This window comes from Planctomycetaceae bacterium, assembly GCA_041398825.1.
In the GTDB taxonomy this organism is placed as follows: Bacteria; Planctomycetota; Planctomycetia; order Planctomycetales; family Planctomycetaceae; genus F1-80-MAGs062.
Map to the genome: position 1 here is coordinate 293,755 of JAWKTX010000002.1, position 17,590 is coordinate 311,344.

The 17,590-nt window shown below is 54.0% G+C and carries 15 protein-coding genes; 9 read left to right on the plus strand and 6 right to left on the minus strand.

Annotated features, from left to right (window positions below; all coding sequences use genetic code 11):
- Window positions 1-36: 36 nt before the first annotated feature.
- On the minus strand, window positions 37-660 hold the full coding sequence (trmB, locus tag R3C20_05020; protein ID MEZ6039844.1) for a tRNA (guanosine(46)-N7)-methyltransferase TrmB: 624 nt from the start codon (window positions 658-660) through the stop codon (window positions 37-39).
- Window positions 661-709: 49 nt separating this feature from the next.
- Window positions 710-1,201 (minus strand): 3-hydroxyacyl-ACP dehydratase FabZ family protein, encoded by a 492-nt coding sequence (locus R3C20_05025; protein ID MEZ6039845.1) that lies wholly within the window; start codon window positions 1,199-1,201, stop codon window positions 710-712.
- A gap of 317 nt (window positions 1,202-1,518) precedes the next feature.
- Between R3C20_05025 and R3C20_05030 the strand changes: the two genes are divergently transcribed.
- The 4 genes from R3C20_05030 to R3C20_05045 all read left to right on the plus strand — a co-directional run bounded on the left by R3C20_05030 (window position 1,519) and on the right by R3C20_05045 (window position 7,347).
- Entirely contained in the window at window positions 1,519-2,628 is a 1,110-nt protein-coding gene (locus tag R3C20_05030) for an FAD:protein FMN transferase (GenBank protein ID MEZ6039846.1), read from the plus strand.
- Between the two features lie 97 nt (window positions 2,629-2,725).
- Window positions 2,726-3,982, plus strand: coding sequence for a hypothetical protein (locus tag R3C20_05035; GenBank protein ID MEZ6039847.1), 1,257 nt, complete (start codon window positions 2,726-2,728; stop codon window positions 3,980-3,982).
- Between the two features lie 156 nt (window positions 3,983-4,138).
- On the plus strand, window positions 4,139-5,680 hold the full coding sequence (locus R3C20_05040) for a Gfo/Idh/MocA family oxidoreductase (GenBank protein MEZ6039848.1): 1,542 nt from the start codon (window positions 4,139-4,141) through the stop codon (window positions 5,678-5,680).
- Between the two features lie 212 nt (window positions 5,681-5,892).
- Complete coding sequence (locus R3C20_05045) at window positions 5,893-7,347, plus strand: MFS transporter (protein MEZ6039849.1); 1,455 nt, start codon at window positions 5,893-5,895, stop codon at window positions 7,345-7,347.
- Window positions 7,348-7,787: 440 nt separating this feature from the next.
- On the opposite strand, the gene R3C20_05050 is transcribed toward R3C20_05045, so the two are convergent.
- Window positions 7,788-8,327: a YbaN family protein gene (locus tag R3C20_05050; GenBank protein MEZ6039850.1), complete on the minus strand. Its 540-nt coding sequence runs from the start codon at window positions 8,325-8,327 to the stop codon at window positions 7,788-7,790.
- A 292-nt stretch (window positions 8,328-8,619) separates the two neighbouring features.
- Here R3C20_05050 and R3C20_05055 point away from each other — a divergent pair, with 292 nt between their 5' ends.
- Window positions 8,620-9,366: a metallophosphoesterase family protein gene (locus R3C20_05055; protein ID MEZ6039851.1), complete on the plus strand. Its 747-nt coding sequence runs from the start codon at window positions 8,620-8,622 to the stop codon at window positions 9,364-9,366.
- A 235-nt stretch (window positions 9,367-9,601) separates the two neighbouring features.
- Window positions 9,602-11,770, plus strand: a complete 2,169-nt coding sequence (yidC, locus tag R3C20_05060) for a membrane protein insertase YidC (protein ID MEZ6039852.1) — start codon at window positions 9,602-9,604, stop codon at window positions 11,768-11,770.
- Between the two features lie 25 nt (window positions 11,771-11,795).
- On the opposite strand, the gene R3C20_05065 is transcribed toward yidC, so the two are convergent.
- The 3 genes from R3C20_05065 to R3C20_05075 form a co-directional block, all read right to left on the minus strand.
- Window positions 11,796-12,425 (minus strand): Uma2 family endonuclease, encoded by a 630-nt coding sequence (locus R3C20_05065; protein ID MEZ6039853.1) that lies wholly within the window; start codon window positions 12,423-12,425, stop codon window positions 11,796-11,798.
- 116 nt (window positions 12,426-12,541) lie between these two features.
- A complete protein-coding gene (locus R3C20_05070; protein ID MEZ6039854.1) occupies window positions 12,542-13,408 on the minus strand; it encodes a hypothetical protein in 867 nt (288 codons plus the stop codon).
- Between the two features lie 12 nt (window positions 13,409-13,420).
- Window positions 13,421-14,308: an ABC transporter ATP-binding protein gene (locus tag R3C20_05075; protein MEZ6039855.1), complete on the minus strand. Its 888-nt coding sequence runs from the start codon at window positions 14,306-14,308 to the stop codon at window positions 13,421-13,423.
- Between the two features lie 163 nt (window positions 14,309-14,471).
- Between R3C20_05075 and R3C20_05080 the strand changes: the two genes are divergently transcribed.
- From R3C20_05080 to R3C20_05090, 3 genes are all read left to right on the plus strand, one after another.
- Window positions 14,472-14,954: a hypothetical protein gene (locus R3C20_05080; GenBank protein MEZ6039856.1), complete on the plus strand. Its 483-nt coding sequence runs from the start codon at window positions 14,472-14,474 to the stop codon at window positions 14,952-14,954.
- A gap of 162 nt (window positions 14,955-15,116) precedes the next feature.
- Window positions 15,117-15,713 (plus strand): HNH endonuclease, encoded by a 597-nt coding sequence (locus R3C20_05085; GenBank protein MEZ6039857.1) that lies wholly within the window; start codon window positions 15,117-15,119, stop codon window positions 15,711-15,713.
- Window positions 15,714-16,307: 594 nt separating this feature from the next.
- Window positions 16,308-17,444, plus strand: coding sequence for a PASTA domain-containing protein (locus tag R3C20_05090; GenBank protein ID MEZ6039858.1), 1,137 nt, complete (start codon window positions 16,308-16,310; stop codon window positions 17,442-17,444).
- Window positions 17,445-17,590: the final 146 nt, after the last annotated feature.

The window sequence follows — 17,590 nt, forward strand, 5'->3', positions numbered from 1 at the left end:
TCCGCCTGCGTGCCGTCCCGGTTTTTCAACGGACAGTTATCGTCGTTGCCAGAGCCCGCGATGAATGACCGACCCCAGCTTTCTCTTTTTGCGTTCGAAACTGGTTTGGTAATCGAGGTCGTGTTCGGGGGCGCGTTCTTCGGGGGCAGGCAGCGCGATGAATTCTGCATGATCCTGGACCAGATCGCTGATCACATCCCAATATTCTGCTACGTCTGTCCAGGAATGCAGGTGCCCACCGGGCTGAATGATCGTAGCCAGCATGTCCAGGAATTCTTCGGTGAAGATCCGACGCTTGTGATGACGTTTCTTCCACCAGGGATCGGGGAAATAGACGTGTGCCGCCGACACGGAGGAAGGTGCGATGAGTTCCGTCAACACTCGTTTTGCATCGCCACCAATCACCCGGGCATTTGTGAGATCGCGTTTCATCAAACGCGTGGCTGTTCGACGACCTTCGCGATAGTCGATCTCCAGCCCAAGGTAATTGACTTGTGGATTGTTGACGGCAGCGTTGAACAGAAACAATCCTCGCCCGCAGCCGATATCGAGTTCGACGGGATTATTGTTGCCGTAAAATGCGGGCCAATCCAAAGCTGGTCCCACATCCTCTATTGTCTGAAACCAGGGTTTGAGTGGCTTGATCGGTGCGGTCTGCATGGAGACGTCAGTCACATTTAGATTCGTTCAATCGGATCCGGTTGTTCGCTCAGCTTTGCTTGTTGACGGTCACACCCAGCATCTGCCCTTCGAACATGAGCTCACCTTCCACGAATCCCTGAAAGTTGAACTGAGCCAGTTTTCGGGCCATGACTCGTGTGACTTTGGCAATCAGGATCAGTCGACAGTTCGGGAAGATGGGCTTACGGAAACGTACATTATCCATCCCTCCAAATCCCAGATAATCACCGCCGATCAGGTCATAACGGCGGGCATAAAATCCCCCCAGCTGAGCAGCACTTTCGCACTGAACAACGCCCGGCATCAGCGGGAATCCGGGCATATGCCCCCGTGCCCAGAATTCGTTTTCCGTGACGTCTTTGTAGCCGACAATCAAATGCTGCGATTGATCGACATGCACAACGGCCGTCAACTGCTCCATTTCGAAGCGTTGAGGATTTGTGTTCCGGATTTCTTCCAACCCGAAGATCGGTTGGCTGAAATCCAGTTGAGACAAGTCGCAGATGGGTTCGGATGCCATCGCCTGAGAGCTCCAGAAGGGAATTTCCGAATCAAAGGCGGGGATTGTACTGATTTCGTCCGTATCTCAAAACGGCACAGCCAAATCCAGTGTCAGGTTTCGACTTTCGGGTTTCTTTTGAAGGGGAGAGCGCAAACCAGACAGGAAAATTCTGACAGAAAACGCCAAAAACCATCCCTGAAGCTGTCATCGTGTCCGTATGGTTTCACAGATCGATAGGAGCTGCTCTCGTAGGGTGCGATCGTGAACCGTTAATCAGACGCTGCTGTGCCGTCTTACCGGACCGGCAAAGGACCGCTACCTCCTGAATTTCGAATATGACTGAAAAACACACCCGCCGAGACCTGATGAACGCAGTGCGTTCGCTGGCTGCAAGTCGCCCGATCCTGCCCGAAAGCCAGTCTCGTACCGACGCTGTCTCCGGTTTAGTCGCGCCGGTTTGTGGCGACACCATTCGAATTGCCAGCCGAGCGATGGCGTGTGAATTTGGTGTGATCCTGAATCCCGGTTCGCCGGAGCATCTGACGGCAGCCGGAGACTTGTTGAATCTTGTGCACGATATCGAACTGTGGCTGAGTGCTTATCAGGACAACAGTGAGCTGTCGGTTTTGAATCGTCAGGCGTCTGAAAAGCCGATGCATGTGAGGCGATCTCTGTTCGAACTGCTTGTCATGTCGAAAGAAATTCATTCTCGAACCAACGGAGCGTTTGATATCACGGCGGGACCTCTCATCAAGCTCTGGCGAGCAGCTCGGGCACAGAAAAAGATTCCCACGACCGATGATGTGAGGTTGGCGATGCAAAGCGTTGGCAGCCAGCATCTGTCACTGCATGAAGAGAGCTGCAGCGTTCAGTTTGAGGTTGCCGGGATGGCACTCGATCCCGGTGCTATCGGCAAAGGCTATGCCCTGGATGAAGTCGCGAAGTGGCTGAATCAAACCGAGGAGGCCCCCGCAAACTACCTCCTCCACGGTGGACACAGCAGTTTGATTGGACGCGGTCATCACAACGGTCTGGACGGATGGCCAGTCGGAATTGGAAACCCACTTTTCACCGAAAAACGACTCGCAACTGTGCTTCTGCGAGATGAGGCAATGTCCACCAGTGGCTCCAATATTCAGTTCTACCGCTACGAGGGGCAGCGGTACGGACACATTCTTGATCCCAGGACAGGTTGGCCTGTCGAGGGAATGCTGTCGGTGACCGTAGTTGCCGGTTCTGCCGCATTGGCAGATGCCGTCTCCACTGCGTTTTTCGTGCTGGGGGTCGAAAAAGCGGTGCAATGTTGTGAGAATCTCAACGGCGTTGGTGTTATTCTGATGCCCTTTCCGGTTAAAGGTCGAAAGATCGAACCGGTTGTCGTCGGAATCCCCGCCGATCAGATTTTCTGGGATCCTGACCAGGTCGTGGCTCCTGAATATCTCTGACGATGGCAGAATTTCCGCGACGCCCCCGTTCCCTCCTGACGTCTCTCCCTGACTGTTTACCGCCGCCTGATTTTTCCTGCACTGGAGTTTTTGATTCGTGCCCGAAATACGACGATACTCTCTGACAGCGATTGTCCTGCTCGTCGGGTTGCGCCTCGCGATCGGATGGCAGTTGCTGTACGAAGGGCTCTGGAAGATAGACACTTACAGCACGCCACGTCCCTGGACTTCTGCCGGATACCTGAAGAACTCCGAAGGTCCCTTGCGCGATGTCTTCCGGTCGATGGCTGGCGATCCGGACGAACTGGGATGGCTGGATTATGGGACTGTTGCGAATCGCTGGAAAGACTGGAGCGAACGCTTTCAGTCACACTACAACCTGAGTAGTGCGCAGATCGATTCATTAAATCGAATGCTCAACGGTTCGGTGGAAAAAGTTGGCGATCAGGAAGTGTTCTCAGCAAAGCTTGCCAAATTGCCGAACGGGATCGAGAAACTTAACGTCAACGAAAAGATTGCATGGTTTGACGCGAATGCACAGAAGCTTTTCGTGAGCGCTCAGCGATTTCTTACGCCTCAGGAAAAAGCTCGCCTGGAGTCCCTGGTGAAAGGCCGCGAAGACGCCGAGTCGCGATTGTTTCTTACAGCCGTCGACACAGTCTACGAAAATCAAAAACGCGGAATGGGTTACTACTCGAAACTGGCCGGAACGCTGCGTGGCGACCCGGAACTCGTTGGAAACGAAGACTGGCAATTACTTGGAAAGCTTGAACAGTATCAGTCTCAACTGGCTCACTATCAAAAGGCTCGCGAAGAAGCGAAATCTTCATTCCAGTGGGACCATTTGAACTACGAATGGGGAAAACTACAGACGCTCCGGACGGAATTGACCAGTCCTGTCAAAGCCCTGGAAGCTGAGCTTCAGGAGAAGGCTCAGAAGATGCTTTCAGTCGGGCAACTCCAACAGGGATCTGTTTCCGAACCCTGGACTCTGCTTCGGGTGACCGACATTCTGACGATTGCCGGTTTGACCATCCTCGGGGTGATGTTGCTTTTGGGACTGGGAACTCGTTTGGCCTGCATCATGGCTGCATTCATGCTGTTCAACTTTTATATGGCAATGCCGCCCTGGCCGGGCGTCCCCGAAGCTCCGGGCCCGGAACACAGCTTCATTATCAACAAGAATCTCATCGAAGTTATCGCACTCTGCGGTCTTGCCGCACTTCCGACGGGATATTGGTTTGGACTGGATTCACTGATGAAAAGGTGGCTGGCCTCCCGGAGCACCGCTCCTGCGAAGGCCGGTCAGGCTGACCCCGGCGCTCAGGCCGCTCCAGCTCCTGCGGCGGGCTGATCAAACTCGACGGCCACGATGGCCTGGCACCAGCAGAATACTCATGGCACCTCGTCAAAGGTGATCGGGCTCGAGGCTCGTGAAGGCACCTGACCAAACCCATCAAAAATCAAACGACTGCATACCTGCAGTTCAGATCAATAAGGAATTTCGAAAATGTTACTCACACCAGAACAGCAGAAGATTGGCAACGACAACTTCAAAGAGGCGGTTGGCGTCACCCGCCGCGACTTCCTGAAAGACGTGGCCGCGGCTGGTACCGGGCTCGGCGCGGCTTATTTTGGATATAGTAAGCTGAAGGGCAAGCCGATTCGCACGGCGTTTATCGGAACGGGCGATGAAGGCAACGTCCTGATCAGCGAACATCCAACCGACTACATGGAAATTGTGGCTATCGCCGACATTCGTCCGGCGAACCTCAAGCGGACTTTCACAGGAAGCCATCCTGAAGCTCGCCGCGGACTGAACGCAGTCCTGGGACAGGCGAAAGCTTCGGAAGTGAAGACCTTCAAGAGCCACAAAGAGCTGCTGGCAAAGAAAGATGAACTTGGCCTGGAAGCAGTTGTCATCGCTGTCCCGCTGAATCAGCACGCACCGATTGCCATTGAATGTCTGGAGGCGGGATTGCATGTGCTATGCGAAAAACTGATGGCACAGAATATCACCGACTGCAAACGAATGATCAAAGTCGCGGAAGACAAAGGTCTGATGCTGGCGGTCGGACATCAGAGGCACTACAGCGTTCTTTACGAAAACGCGGCCTTTCTTACAAAGCAGGGACTCCTGGGAGACATCAAATTCATCCGCGCGCAGTGGCACCGCAACAATAGTTTTCCCGATGCCGATGCATGGCGAAAGTGGCAGTACGATGGCTATGCCAGGCAGGACCACAAGTACCTGGAAGAGCTGGAAAAATCCGGTGAATTGAAAGAGCTTGGATACGATTCAGCGAGGCAACTGGTCGACTGGCGTTTGTACAACTCCACCGGTGGTGGACTGATGGCGGAACTCGGCAGCCACCAGATGGATGCAGCCAGCATCTTTCTGGGTAAAGTTCATCCCGTGGCCGTACAGGGTTACGGTGGCAAGAACTTCTACGGGATTGAAGGTCTCGGGCCGAAGGACAAATGGACGGATGACCGGGAAATTGATGATCAGATCTTTGTGACCTTCGAATTTCCAGGCAAACTCTACGAGAAGAATCAGAACGACATTTCCGTTGTGACTTACTCCTCAATGAATACCAACAGCTGGGAACCATACGGCGAAGCGATTTTCGGCAGCCGAGGAACCATCGTCATGAAGACGGAAAAGGAAGCGTTGCTGTACAAAGAGCCGAGCCGCAACAGTCCGGGCGGAGTTGAACAACGCATCTGGGTTGTGAACAGTCAGGGTGACGGCCCGGCGCTGGACAGCTACGAAACCGGAGCTCCCAGCGCGGCAGCAAACGCTGACGCCGGTATGGGTCCAAAGATCAGTCGTGGTTACCGCGAAGAGATGGAACACTTCTGTTACTGCATCAGCACCGGCGAAAACAAATTGCGATGCAATGGCCGGGTTGCGATGGCGGATGCCATCATGGCGATGACCGCCAACCTTGCCATGAAGCATAAGAAGCGAATTGTCTTCAAGGACGAATGGTTCGATCCAGCCAGTGACGCGGTTCCGGAAACCGACGAGCAAGTCACAACGGCCTGAAAGAAGTTGACTTGATGAAGCCCGGCCCGCTGTGTTGCCGGGCTTCAGTTTGTCCCTGCTCAGCTCCTGTTTCACTCAGCTCCTGTTCAGATGAGTCTCCAGCATGGCGCGCTGGCCCGATAACAGTCGTTCGAACATTACCGCATTGCTGCTGATTTTCGTGCTGCTTCCACTGTTGGCATATCTTTGCCATCTGTTTGTCCGAGGTTAATGTGAGCACCCCTGCGACCAGCCACAAGTCGACACTGTTCATCGTTTTTCTGACTGTCTTCATCGATCTGCTTGGATTCGGCATCGTCATGCCGTTGTTGCCGCGCTACGGTGCGTGCTTTAATGCCAGCAAAGCACAGCTCGGTCTGCTCATGGCATCTTTTTCTGCGATGCAGTTTCTGTTTGCTCCCATGTGGGGAGCCCTTTCGGATCGCGTTGGGCGGCGACCGATTCTGATGCTGGGGCTCCTTGGTTCCACATTCTCCTATGCCCTGTTTGGCTATGCATCGTCGCTTGGACGGGAAGGCCATTTTCTTGGACTCGGTGCTCTGGCACTGCTGTTCACCGCCCGCATTGGAGCAGGAATCGCGGGTGCGACCATCTCCACAGCACAGGCTGTCATTGCGGATTGCACGGGTGTTGAAAACCGTGGCCGTGGGATGGCGATGATCGGGGCTGCGTTCGGGCTTGGATTCACATTTGGCCCACTCATCGGAGCAGCCTGTACCTCAGATCGACTCACCGTAGCCCTCAACGACCAGCAGTATGCTCAGGTACAGCAATGGGATGAGGTTACGGATCTGATTACCGCCGATCAGTTGCTGGAAGAGCTTGGCGGAAGCGGGAAAGTGCCGTCAGCGGATGAACAGGCCATTCGACGCCAACTCAATGCGCCGATGCCCCGAGTGGAAGTCAAGCTTCACCTGCTGGAACCGCCTACACCGTGGCCTGGATACGTTGCCTCTATTCTTTCCGGGTGCGCGCTTCTGATAGCCGCATGGCGTCTGAAAGAGACAAGAAGGCCCCCGGAAACATTGACTGAGGCAGATGCTGAAAAACCAGTATCTGCGCATGGACGGAGGTCGTGGCTTAACTTGCGTCTCCTGAGCACCTATCTCGCGCAGGCAAGCCTGTCGGCCATCCTGCTTTCCGTGTTCATCACGACCTTTGGTTTTGCACAGTTCGAAAGCACGTTGTCACTTCTGACGCGTGAGTTCGCATTTGGGCAGCAGAGCAACTTCCTGTTATATGCTTATGTGGGAGTCATTCTTTCTCTGGGGCAGGGCCTGCTTGTGCGTCGCTTTCTGCCGCGTATCGGTGAGTATCGAATGGCCCTGATTGGCGTCACGCTGATGACTACGGGATTTCTGCTGATCGGCTTGACGGGAGACAAAGTGCTGCCGGCCGTATCACTCTGGTACATCTTACCTGTGGTGGTCATCGGCTTCTCTGCCGTCACACCGTCCCTTCAGTCGCTGCTGTCCCAGGCAGCACCGAGCGACCAGCAGGGATCCGTTCTTGGTACCAGCCAGAGCCTCTCTGCACTCGCGCGAATTCTGGGTCCATACACGGGCATTCAATTGCTCGGCGTATCGACTTCGCTTCCGTATTATCTTGGCGCGGGACTGATCATGGCCGGCGGTGTAATGATCACGCGGATCCGCCGAGCAAAGTGACAGTAGATTCCCGGCTGAATCGTGTTTCACCGAAGGCAGGCTGTCCGTTGAAAAACCCGGACAGGCACGCATGACGACCGGAAACCGTCGTGTTTTAAGGTCTCCTGCACGAGCCAGTCCCGTTTTTCAGCAGGCTGCCAGGCCAGGCCAACCCCCCGTAGTTACTGACGTCGGGTGATGGGTAATTGGTGATGAATGCATGTCAAGATTCGGCCTCCAGAGAGGAGCTGGCGAGATGCGACATTCACTCACGTCCCTGAATAATGGCTTTGAGATCAGGCGAACTCCTGGCTTCCTCCGCCTGCATCAAGCCCCCCTAGTCTTTCGCAAAGCCAGGGTTCACCGATCAATTCTCGGGGACTATAGACTCTCTGATGAGTTTGTGGCGTCACGCCTTGGGGCCACCTGATGCCACACGGTTATCTCACGGAGCATCAGAATCAGTACTGTGGGATACGGCCAATGACGATGATTCCGACACAGCCCATCGCAGCTACCGCCGTTCGGACACCCGTGGTCACCGGAGCCATGGTCAGGGTGCATCCCAGACACACCACCACGATCGCGAGCGCAAGGACTTTGACATGCATCCTGACAGCTCGGCGACATTCCCAGTCATCAATCACCCGGCCGAAGATCCGATTACGGCGCAGCATTCGATGAAGGCCCGGAGAACTTCGCAGGAAAAGGCCGCTGGCGAGCAGCACGAAGGGCGTCGTTGGAAGCCCGGGAATGACAACGCCCAAAAGTGCCAATGTCAGACAAAGGAAGGCTCCGGCAATCGCCAGATACCTGCGAATTCCCGTCAACCGATTTGAATTGACGTCGTTTTGCAACGGATGTCTCCCGGTTCCTGACAGAGAATCAGCACTGGATGGGGAAAGTTCATTCAATTGGGGACAAATGGCAGCATTTGCATTCGAATCCGGCAGATTGGTGTTCGAAGCATTCAAGTGTTGACGTTCCAGAATTGTCGACAAAATTCTTATCTGAGAATGATTAGGGGAAATTTCGCCGACATCCGTCTCTTGTGGCGCTTATGCAGTAAAAATAGACTCTTCCGATTCGGTATGTTAGCAAATTGAAGAGTAAGCAGGTGAGTTTCCCTGTACCGAATCGTTTCCGGGCTGAACAACATCCATCACGTTGGCCGAGTTTTAAGTCGATTTTCAATGGAATGGCAAAGCTCATGCAGTTTGGGCCATCCTTTTCACGTGTTTATTGGCAATTTTACCGGTCAATCAAACCCACCCTTGTGACCGAGGATTCACATTGAGAGCCCTGATTAGCGATATTCACGGAAATCTGGAGGCCCTGCAGGCGGTCCTGGCGGACATAAGAGCAAAGGGTGTGACTGAAATTTTCTGTCTTGGCGATGTCGTCGGCTACGGACCCAACCCAGCCGAATGCATCGATCACGTCATGGACCTGGATATGTGCCTTCTGGGGAACCACGACCAGGCGGCGCTGTTTGACCCGGATGGGTTTAACGCCGGAGCAGAGCGAGCCATTTTCTGGACGCGATCCGTTCTCGAGCGAGATACCAGCTCAAATGCCGAGCGCCGCTGGGATTTCCTGGGGGAACTCTCTCGTCGCTACAAAGACGAAGCAGCCGGGATGATGTTCGTGCACGGTTCAGCCCGCAATCCGCTGAACGAGTACGTTTTTCCGGACGATGTCTACAATCAGGTGAAAATGGAGAAGATTTTCGCGTTGATCGACCAGTACTGCTTTCAGGGGCACACCCATATCCCGGGTGTCTTCACAGACAGTCTTGAGTTTTTCGCCCCGGAGGAGATTGACTTTCAGTACAAGCTGGGAAGTCAGAAGGTCATGATCAACGTCGGTTCGGTCGGACAGCCCCGAAATAACGATCCGCGTTCGTCTTATGTGACCATCGATGACGGCGTCGTTCAATTCCATCGTGTGTCGTACGATTTTGAGACCACAATTGCCAAAATCTACGACATCCCCGATCTGGACAATTTCCTGGGTGACCGTCTTCGCGAAGGTCGGTGAATCTTCAGGAAAAACGAGAACCAGGACAGGGACATTTTTCCCCGCTGTTTCGTTCCGGTATCCTGACCGTCGCTGAATGGCTCACTTTCCTTTGAGCCGGCTGCTCAGCATTGACGTTGCGCTGGTCAAAACTGAGGCTGCTGCCGCGAGTGTGAGTCTCGCGCGAGCCCTCCTGCCAGAGTGCAAACCCGATAGTCCTCCAGCGCAAATATTACTGAACGGAATTCGTTCTCTCATGGAAAACCGAAGACTCTTCACCTTCCTGCTCCTCTCTTCGATGACGCTGGTACTTTGGGGAACCTTTGTAGCTCCCAAACTAGCTCCACCACCTCAAAAAGCCGCTGATGCGGCCGGCGAGGACGGTTTGGCAGCACTTGACGCTCCGAAAGGAGATAAGGACGACCCTGTATCTGATGCAGGAAGTCAACCGGGGATCACGGGAGAGCCGGAAGCCGGTCCGGACGTCGAGACCGAAACCTCCGACGCTGCGGGGGATGTAGCTCTGGTTGAGCATCCGGAAACAGAAGTCCTTCTGGGGTCACTGGATGCCGAAAGTGGATATGCCCTTCAGGTAAAGCTGACGTCTGCAGGAGCGGCGATTGAAACCATTCAACTCACATCGCCTCAGTTTGGGAGTCTGCAGGACGAAACCAAACAGGCGACGATCCTTGGAAACAACCTGACCAGCGACAAGACTCTGACGACCGGAGTGAACATTGTTGACGCCCAGCTGAAGAAGCTTCGTCAGCCATCGCTGGAAAGAATCCACTGGAAGCTGGAGGAAAAGTCAGAAGATAAAACCGGCGCAAAGGCGGTTTTTTCCTACGACGCACCGGATGGATCCATTCGGATTCGGAAGTCATTCCGTCTCCCGAAGCTAAGGATGTTTCTTGACGGACAGCCACTCAGAGAGGCATTCCGGAGGGATCCGACAGGGCACATTCTGGAAGTTGCAATCGAACTCATCAATCTCTCTGGCAAAGCTCAGACGCTTGCGTACGAAATGCAGGGCCCCGTCGGAGTGCTACTGGAAAACGAAGCCCATACGAGCAAGTTCCGCGATATCAAGATCGAATTTCTTGCGGGCAGCAAGCCCGTCGTTAAATCGGCAAAAGAAACAGTAAGCGATGTCGAGGCCCACGAGACACAAGCGGGGCGCGTGATGTCCAGTGATGAACTGCTCGCAGAACATCGCGAAAAAGATAAGTGGACCACACCGTTTCGATATGCAGGCGTCGATGTTCAGTTCTTTGCCGCGCTGATCGCACCACTGGATGAACGTTCGGAAGAAGAACAGACGGCAAATAAGCGTCTCGATCGCACGTTCCCGATGCTTGTGCAACGCGATACCGTGAGCCCTCAGAAGAGCGACATCAGCTTCCGAATGGCTTCCACAGATATCAATCTTGCGGCCGAGGGAGAGGCAGCGACAGTCGTTCACAAGTATGCATTCTTTGCGGGGCCCAAGCGTCGAGAACTTCTGGATCCCCTGCCAATGGCTGCATCCCGAGTGCTGGATTACGGGACCTATTTCGGCTTTGTCGCCCGGTTTATGCACGGCGTTCTCGACACCCTGTATGGTCTTGGACTGCCATATTTCCTCGCCATTATCACCCTGACAATTCTGGTCCGCGGCTGCATGTTTCCGATTTCTCGCAAGCAGGCCATCAGCGCAGCCAAGATGAAGGCTCTTCAGCCTAAACTCAACGAGCTAAAAGAGAAGTTTGGCGAAGACCGTGAAAAGCTGGCACGCGCACAATTTGAGCTCTGGCGAAAACACAAAATCAATCCGGCCGGTGGATGCCTTCCGCTTTTCTTTCAGTTGCCGGTCTTCGTTGGACTGTACACCGCGCTGAATACGGCCATCGATTTGCGGTTGGCGAAGTTCCTCTGGATCGACAATCTGGCCGCTCCGGATTCACTGGCGAAGCTTCCTTTCGCGCTGCCGTTTCTTGGCAACGACTTCAACCTGTTGCCGTGTGTGACCGTCGTTCTGTTCCTTGTGCAGCAAAAACTGTTCATGCCGCCTGCGGTCGATGAACAGGCCGAAGCTCAGCAGAAGATGATGAATTTCTTCACTATCATGATGGGAGCCATGTTCTGGCATCAGCCCGCTGGACTTTGTCTTTACTTTATTGCTTCGAGTCTGTGGGGGATTGCCGAACGCAAAATGCTGGGAACTGCAGCAACGAGCCTGAATGACGAGACATCAAACAGCGAAGAAGAAGAGACCGACGGTCAAAAACCGTCAGTGCGTGTTGCGAAACCGGATAAGGATTCGGCGGATAAGAATCGCGTGCCGGGTTTCATGCAGAAATTCATCGACATGGCACAGGAAGCACGCGAACAGGCAGAAAAAACCAATAAGGACGATTCACGCCGGAAAAAGAAGCGCGGGAAGTAGTCGACGACGGATCATTTGCGACTCGCTATCGTTTTGTTCCCGTCCACCAGGATGGCTGGGCAAAGATGGTTTTGACCGCAAGACTGAAACCTGGAAGCGCCTGACCTCCCTCCAGAATCTGCCAGTCACCAAGTGAAACCGTGGTCTGGTTCTTTCTGACAACCTGAACCTCACGTTTGAACGGATCTGGTATCCAGATAGTTTCGACTCCCATTTTCAGATAGGCCAGGGTTCGCAATCGCATGTCGCGACGCCGGTCATTTGACGACGCGATATCAACCACCAGATGCGGCCTTTGCGAGGCAATCAGCAAATCGTTCTGTTCGAAACGTGGGCCCTTGTTGAAACAACTGATGGCAGGGAAATAGATCGTGTCGGGGTCTGTCGAAACGTGCAACCCAAGATCGTACCCAGCGTAGTCGGGCGAAGCGGCCCCCTGAGCCTGAAACCAGACTGCGAATTCGCGGGAGATATTCAAAACGACATTCCCATGCGCATCGTCCGGGGCCTGCAGAAGTACCGGAAAGCCCTCGTGCAATTCAACCCATCGACCACCTTCCGGAAAATCCATTCTGCGGGCGGCAAATTCATCAGCCGTCATAAAACGTTTCAGGGGCGAATCGTCTTCTGGTTCCGAAGGGACTCTGTCCAGCATGATACAGACCTTCACTGATCATAATGACTTGGGAAGTGGGCTTTCAGAGCGTCAACTGTGTGACAGCTGGCGACGGTGGATCAATTGCAGACGCCTGATCGTTTCGTGACGGTGAATCAGTTCGTGATCGTCCTGCGTGAAAGAATCTCCGGAACGGATTCATCGGTTTCAGAGAAGCCGGTAATGAATTCCAGGTCCTGCAGCGTTTGTTCGGTCTGTACGATGCTTCCAGCGACGTTGTCGACCTGCGTTGAAAATGTCGCCGGGTCCGTCCGACTAATCCCCATTTCTGCCAGCGATCGAATGCGACTTTCCAGCCGCTGTTGCTCGGCCTTCACAAGTTCGAAGCTGTCGCGGGCCTGTTCAAAATTCTTCAGTCGCTGATGACATGTCGCGAGGCTGTCTTCCAGGGTTGCAATGATTCGATTCCGTTGTTCATCTTGTGGACGTTCACGTTCACGATCCAGCCGACTGCTCACATCCTTTAAGTCACGCTTGATTTGCTCAATCGTTGTTGTTTCGAAGAATCGATTCAGTGAATGTTCGGTGTAAAGAAGTTTCAGAAACAGCCACATCAGTTTATCAAGTTGATCGAGCTGGACATTTCCGAGGCTCAGTCCGTTATTACTGCCCTGAGCTGACTGAAACTGGCGAGTAATCTGGCCAAGTTCCATGCACTGCGACATTAATTCCTGAAACCGCATTTGTGCGCCGCGTGGCAGGGTCGCCAGCATTCGTCTCATTCGAATTTCGGATGCCTCGGCATCGCGGGCCATCGCCAGGGAATGGTCCTGCATATCGACGAAGCGTTGAAACTTCGGGTGCGTCCCTACAAAGCCAAGCCAGGCAACTTCTGCTGCCGCGACAAGCGGGAGTCCCACTTCGGGCTGCCCGGAAAGGACGGCGAAGCCAATACCCCCAAACAGTCCCAGCAGATTCCAGTGGTTGGCAAATGCTTTTTTAATGTAGCGAAAAAGTTTCACGATCCAATTGCTTCACGATGATGATGCGACGGACTTGTCACGCGGAGATTCGAGTTCTTCCAGGATGTCACGGATTTGGAAAACCTTCTCCTGAAATTCAGGTTCGCGCTGCATCACTGCCGCCGGTCGATCTGGCGCGGGAACAGCGATTTGATGCAGAAGCGTACCGGGAGAACGGCTTAGAATGAAGACACGGTCACCCAGGTAAACGGCCTCTTCAATGGAATGGGTCACAAAAAAGACAGTGGCTTCCACTTCCCGCCATAATGTGACCAGAAGATCCTGCATTTGGTACCGATTGTGAGGATCAAGCGCACCAAACGGTTCATCCATCAGGATGATCCTCGGGTGCAGAATCAACGTGCGGGCAATCGCCACGCGTTGTCGCATGCCGCCGGAAAGTTCATGTGGATATTTCCCGGCATCTGTGTCCACGTTCAGGCCGACACGAGCGATCCAGTCTCGGGCTTTCGCATGCCTCTCCGACCTGGAAACGCCACGGCATTCCAGACCGAATGCTACGTTATCCAGAACGGTCCGGTTGTCAAAACTGGTGTAATCCTGGAACACCATTCCGCGATCGGCCCCAGGCCCCATAACAGGCTTGCCGGCGACCAGAACCTTGCCGGAAGTTGCTGGATGCTGTGGCTCCAGACCTGCCAGCAACCGCAGGATCGTACTTTTCCCGGATCCACTGGGCCCCAGCACAGAAATGAATTCGCCGTGTCCGTGCAGATCTTCAATCTGAAACGTGATATCCCGAATCGCCGTAAAGGCATCCGGTTGTCCTACATTGTATGTCTTCGTGACGTTTCTGAATTCGACGATGTTTTCCGACATGATTGCTCTTGTTCGGTTGGTGTTCTCCAGGTCGCTGCGTTCCCCGAATGATGGCGGCATTCCCGGGTCTTTGGCAAGCGACGCTCGCACTGACCCGTACCGAAACCGTGGACTTTCACCCCCCGGAGCGTAACCAAAGGTGAATACGACGTGTCTGAATTAACTCAAGGGTCGCTGCACTCAATCCATTTTGCAGGCGAACACGAATACAGGACACGTGACCATGACGACATCCACGATGAAGCAGCAATCGGCGAAGCGGCAATTTCTCAGGACATCCGCCTCTCGAAGCCACCGGAACAAGCCGGCGTTTTTCGGCGCAGCAGCAGCCAACACGCACATTCATTACCGGAACGGTCGAAATCCGGCTGCACTGCAGGACGCTCTGACGAATACCGCCCACGGCGGCTGCCAGACAGTCGGCGAATACGGGCTTTTCGGTCCGCTTTTTCATTTTCTGAATGAGCGGACAGGCAAACCATGGCAGCGCGTGGCAAGAGAACTGCGACTTCGTTTCGCTCAACACCAACTGTCCGAAGCACAGATCCGAATTTTTGCCAGCGACTTTGTGGATTTTCATGTCGACGACGACGGTACCCAACTTCGTTTCAGCGAAGGTTTGCTGGCCGGACAGCCGTTGATTTCAGGCTGGCGTCGGCGACTTTTTGTATGTCCGAGGACAGGCTTGCTGAAGCCATTGGTGTGAAAAAACTGTTTACTCAACCAGTAACTCGTTAGTAATCAACTTGCCTGACAACGTATGCTGAGCAGTCACGCAAGTGTTTGAGACTGGCGGGGAAGACTTCTCGCGCGTAATCCAGAGACCGATCCGTGTGCGATTTCTTTCCGGCACATCAGGAGAGTGTTGATGTCCAGCAGTGTTCTGCAGAGACCCACTTTGGTGCTCAATCGAAGCTGGCAGCCGGTTGCCGTATCAACCGTTGCCCGAGCCCTGGTGAAGGTCTGGAACGAGTCGGCACGGATCGTCGACCCAGCCGACTACCAGCAGTACGACTGGGAAGACTGGTCTCGATTGAAACCAGAAGATGGTGACGATGTCATTCAGACTCAGTGGCTTCAGCTAAAGGTACCGGAGGTGATTACCCTGACACGCTATGACCGCCTTCCTGTCAAGATTGTGGCCTTCAGTCGCAGGAATGTGTTCAAGCGGGACGGGTTCACGTGCCAGTACTGTGGCTGCCGCCCAGGTAGCGAAGAACTAACCATTGACCACGTGATCCCTCGATCCCGGGGCGGTATATCGTCATGGACCAACTGCGTACTCGCCTGTATCGAGTGCAATTCCCGGAAGGGAAATCGCACACCAGAACAGGCAAATATGCCATTGAGGAAAACTCCAACCCGTCCGCTCTGGAATCCCCTTTACGCTCCGCATGGTGCGAGAATCCAAAGCTGGTCGAAATTCGTCAGCGAAGCCTACTGGAACGTGGAACTCGACGAGTAATCTTTGGCCGGGTTAAATGGGGTGTCTGCGTAAGGCGGGTTTTCCCAATGTTGTGATTGGATGCAAAGGCGAAAACCAATCACCGGGTCTAACTGTCCTTTGAAAAATCCGGGCGGCACGCAGGAGGACTGGCAACCATCGTGTTTTCAGGTCTCCTGCTCGAGCCAGTCCCGTTTTTCAGTAGGCTGCTAAGCTAACCACCGGAGGCCGGACACGGGGATTCGATCGGGGGAGGACTGCCTGACGTCAGGCGATTCTCCCCTTTTCATTGCACCTTCCTTCGCCCTGCCAATTTCAGGACTGTGCGTGAATGACCGTGCAATTGCGCGCCCCGCGGATGATCGATCACCCGAACTGAAACAGGTCTGGCATCAGTTTTTCAAAACAACTATAAGCCTCTCCTCTGCTGCGAAGCGCCCCTGCGCGCGGTGTAGCCGGTTTGTGGCAGAGACCAGGTCTCCTGTTTGCTGGGATGCGAAGGGAGACTCGCTGCAGGATCTCAGGAGTTCCCGAGCCCCTGCGACATTTGTGAGATACCTGACCATCAATGCTGGCCAGGTAGTTCGAATACCCAAATCATCGGAAGGGAGTCCGATGTTGCGATTCATTTTTGCAACTTCAGTTCTTTTCGTTTCGTTCGCAGCGTTTACTGGCCCTGGTTCTCCGGCGTGTCTTGCTCAGGAGGCCCCTTCCGGACGCGCCAGAATCAATGATGAAGAACCGCTCCCTCCGGATCTCGAAAAGGTCCTGCGAATGTGGGCTGACGCGAGCAGTCGCATCCAGCGTCTGGAAGGTGAGCATACGCGGCGAGTGTATGACTATACTTTTCAGGTCGAGAAAATCTCTGTTGGCAAATTCTTTTATGAATCGCCGGACAAGGGACGAATTGACATCTCCCCAGCCGACGACAAGCTCATGGCCGACCTCCATCGCGCTCGCAATGCCGGTCAGATTGCCGCCCCGAAGAACGAAAAAGGGGAGATGTTCAAACTCGAAGCAGACAAACCGGAAAAGTGGATTTGCGATGGCGTTCGCGTTTATGAAATGAACGTCCCGGAGAAGCAGGCTCACATCGCTCAACTCCCGCCGCAAATGCAGGGGACCAATATCATGAACAGTCCACTGCCCTTCCTTTTTGGGATGCCTCCTGAAAAAGCCAGGGAACGATTTCGGCTGAGCTTCACCGGCACTTTCGATCCCTCGAGCGGCTTTGCAATGATTACAGCCCTGCCACGTAAGCAGGAAGACGCCCGCAACTGGGAGCGTGCTGACATCAAACTGGACTTGAAGTCATTCCTTCCGACAGCCGTTCGAATTCAGAAGACACGTGAAGAAATCGCGACCTACAGCTTCACCAACATGAAGATAAATGAACGCAATTGGTTCAATTTGTCGTGGATTAATGCATCGGCAGAAAAGCTGTTCACTCCCGATTTGCGAGACTGGAATGTAATTCTGGTCGGAGCAGACCCAGTTCCCCAGCCGGTGGAGGTTGTTCTGCCTGACCTGACCAATCGTTCTTACAAGGAAGCAGTTGCCGAGCTCCAGAAACTGGGCCTGAACTATGACCAGAACGACAAACCCAAGCAGGTCCTGCTTCAACCAGGACCCGTCGCAAGGCGTGCCGATGACGTCTACAAAGTCGAATCGATGGTCCCCGGTCCAGGCACACCGCTTAAGCAGGTGAAGGAAGTGAAACTGGTTCTGTGGAATAAACCACAAGTCAATTAGTCGCGATCGATCGGCCGTTTCTGCCGAACGGCAGTTGCTGACGGTGTTCGACGCTGTGCCCGCCTCCTGGCACCGGATGCCAGTTTTGAACGCTGGTTCTGAACAGGTGGCTGTTAGTTGTCCATTGAAAAATCGGGACAGGCACG

What these genes read in the sequence shown, in the direction of transcription:
- R3C20_05090 (MEZ6039858.1), top strand. Translation starts at nt 16,308, where the DNA reads ATGTTGCGATTCATTTTTGCAACTTCAGTTCTTTTCGTTTCGTTCGCA.
- R3C20_05025 (MEZ6039845.1), bottom strand. Translation starts at nt 1,201, where the DNA reads ATGGCATCCGAACCCATCTGCGACTTGTCTCAACTGGATTTCAGCCAA.
- R3C20_05085 (MEZ6039857.1), top strand. Translation starts at nt 15,117, where the DNA reads ATGTCCAGCAGTGTTCTGCAGAGACCCACTTTGGTGCTCAATCGAAGC.
- R3C20_05065 (MEZ6039853.1), bottom strand. Translation starts at nt 12,425, where the DNA reads ATGCTGGACAGAGTCCCTTCGGAACCAGAAGACGATTCGCCCCTGAAA.
- R3C20_05030 (MEZ6039846.1), top strand. Translation starts at nt 1,519, where the DNA reads ATGACTGAAAAACACACCCGCCGAGACCTGATGAACGCAGTGCGTTCG.
- yidC (MEZ6039852.1), top strand. Translation starts at nt 9,602, where the DNA reads ATGGAAAACCGAAGACTCTTCACCTTCCTGCTCCTCTCTTCGATGACG.
- trmB (MEZ6039844.1), bottom strand. Translation starts at nt 660, where the DNA reads ATGCAGACCGCACCGATCAAGCCACTCAAACCCTGGTTTCAGACAATA.
- R3C20_05040 (MEZ6039848.1), top strand. Translation starts at nt 4,139, where the DNA reads ATGTTACTCACACCAGAACAGCAGAAGATTGGCAACGACAACTTCAAA.
- R3C20_05080 (MEZ6039856.1), top strand. Translation starts at nt 14,472, where the DNA reads ATGACGACATCCACGATGAAGCAGCAATCGGCGAAGCGGCAATTTCTC.
- R3C20_05075 (MEZ6039855.1), bottom strand. Translation starts at nt 14,308, where the DNA reads ATGCCGCCATCATTCGGGGAACGCAGCGACCTGGAGAACACCAACCGA.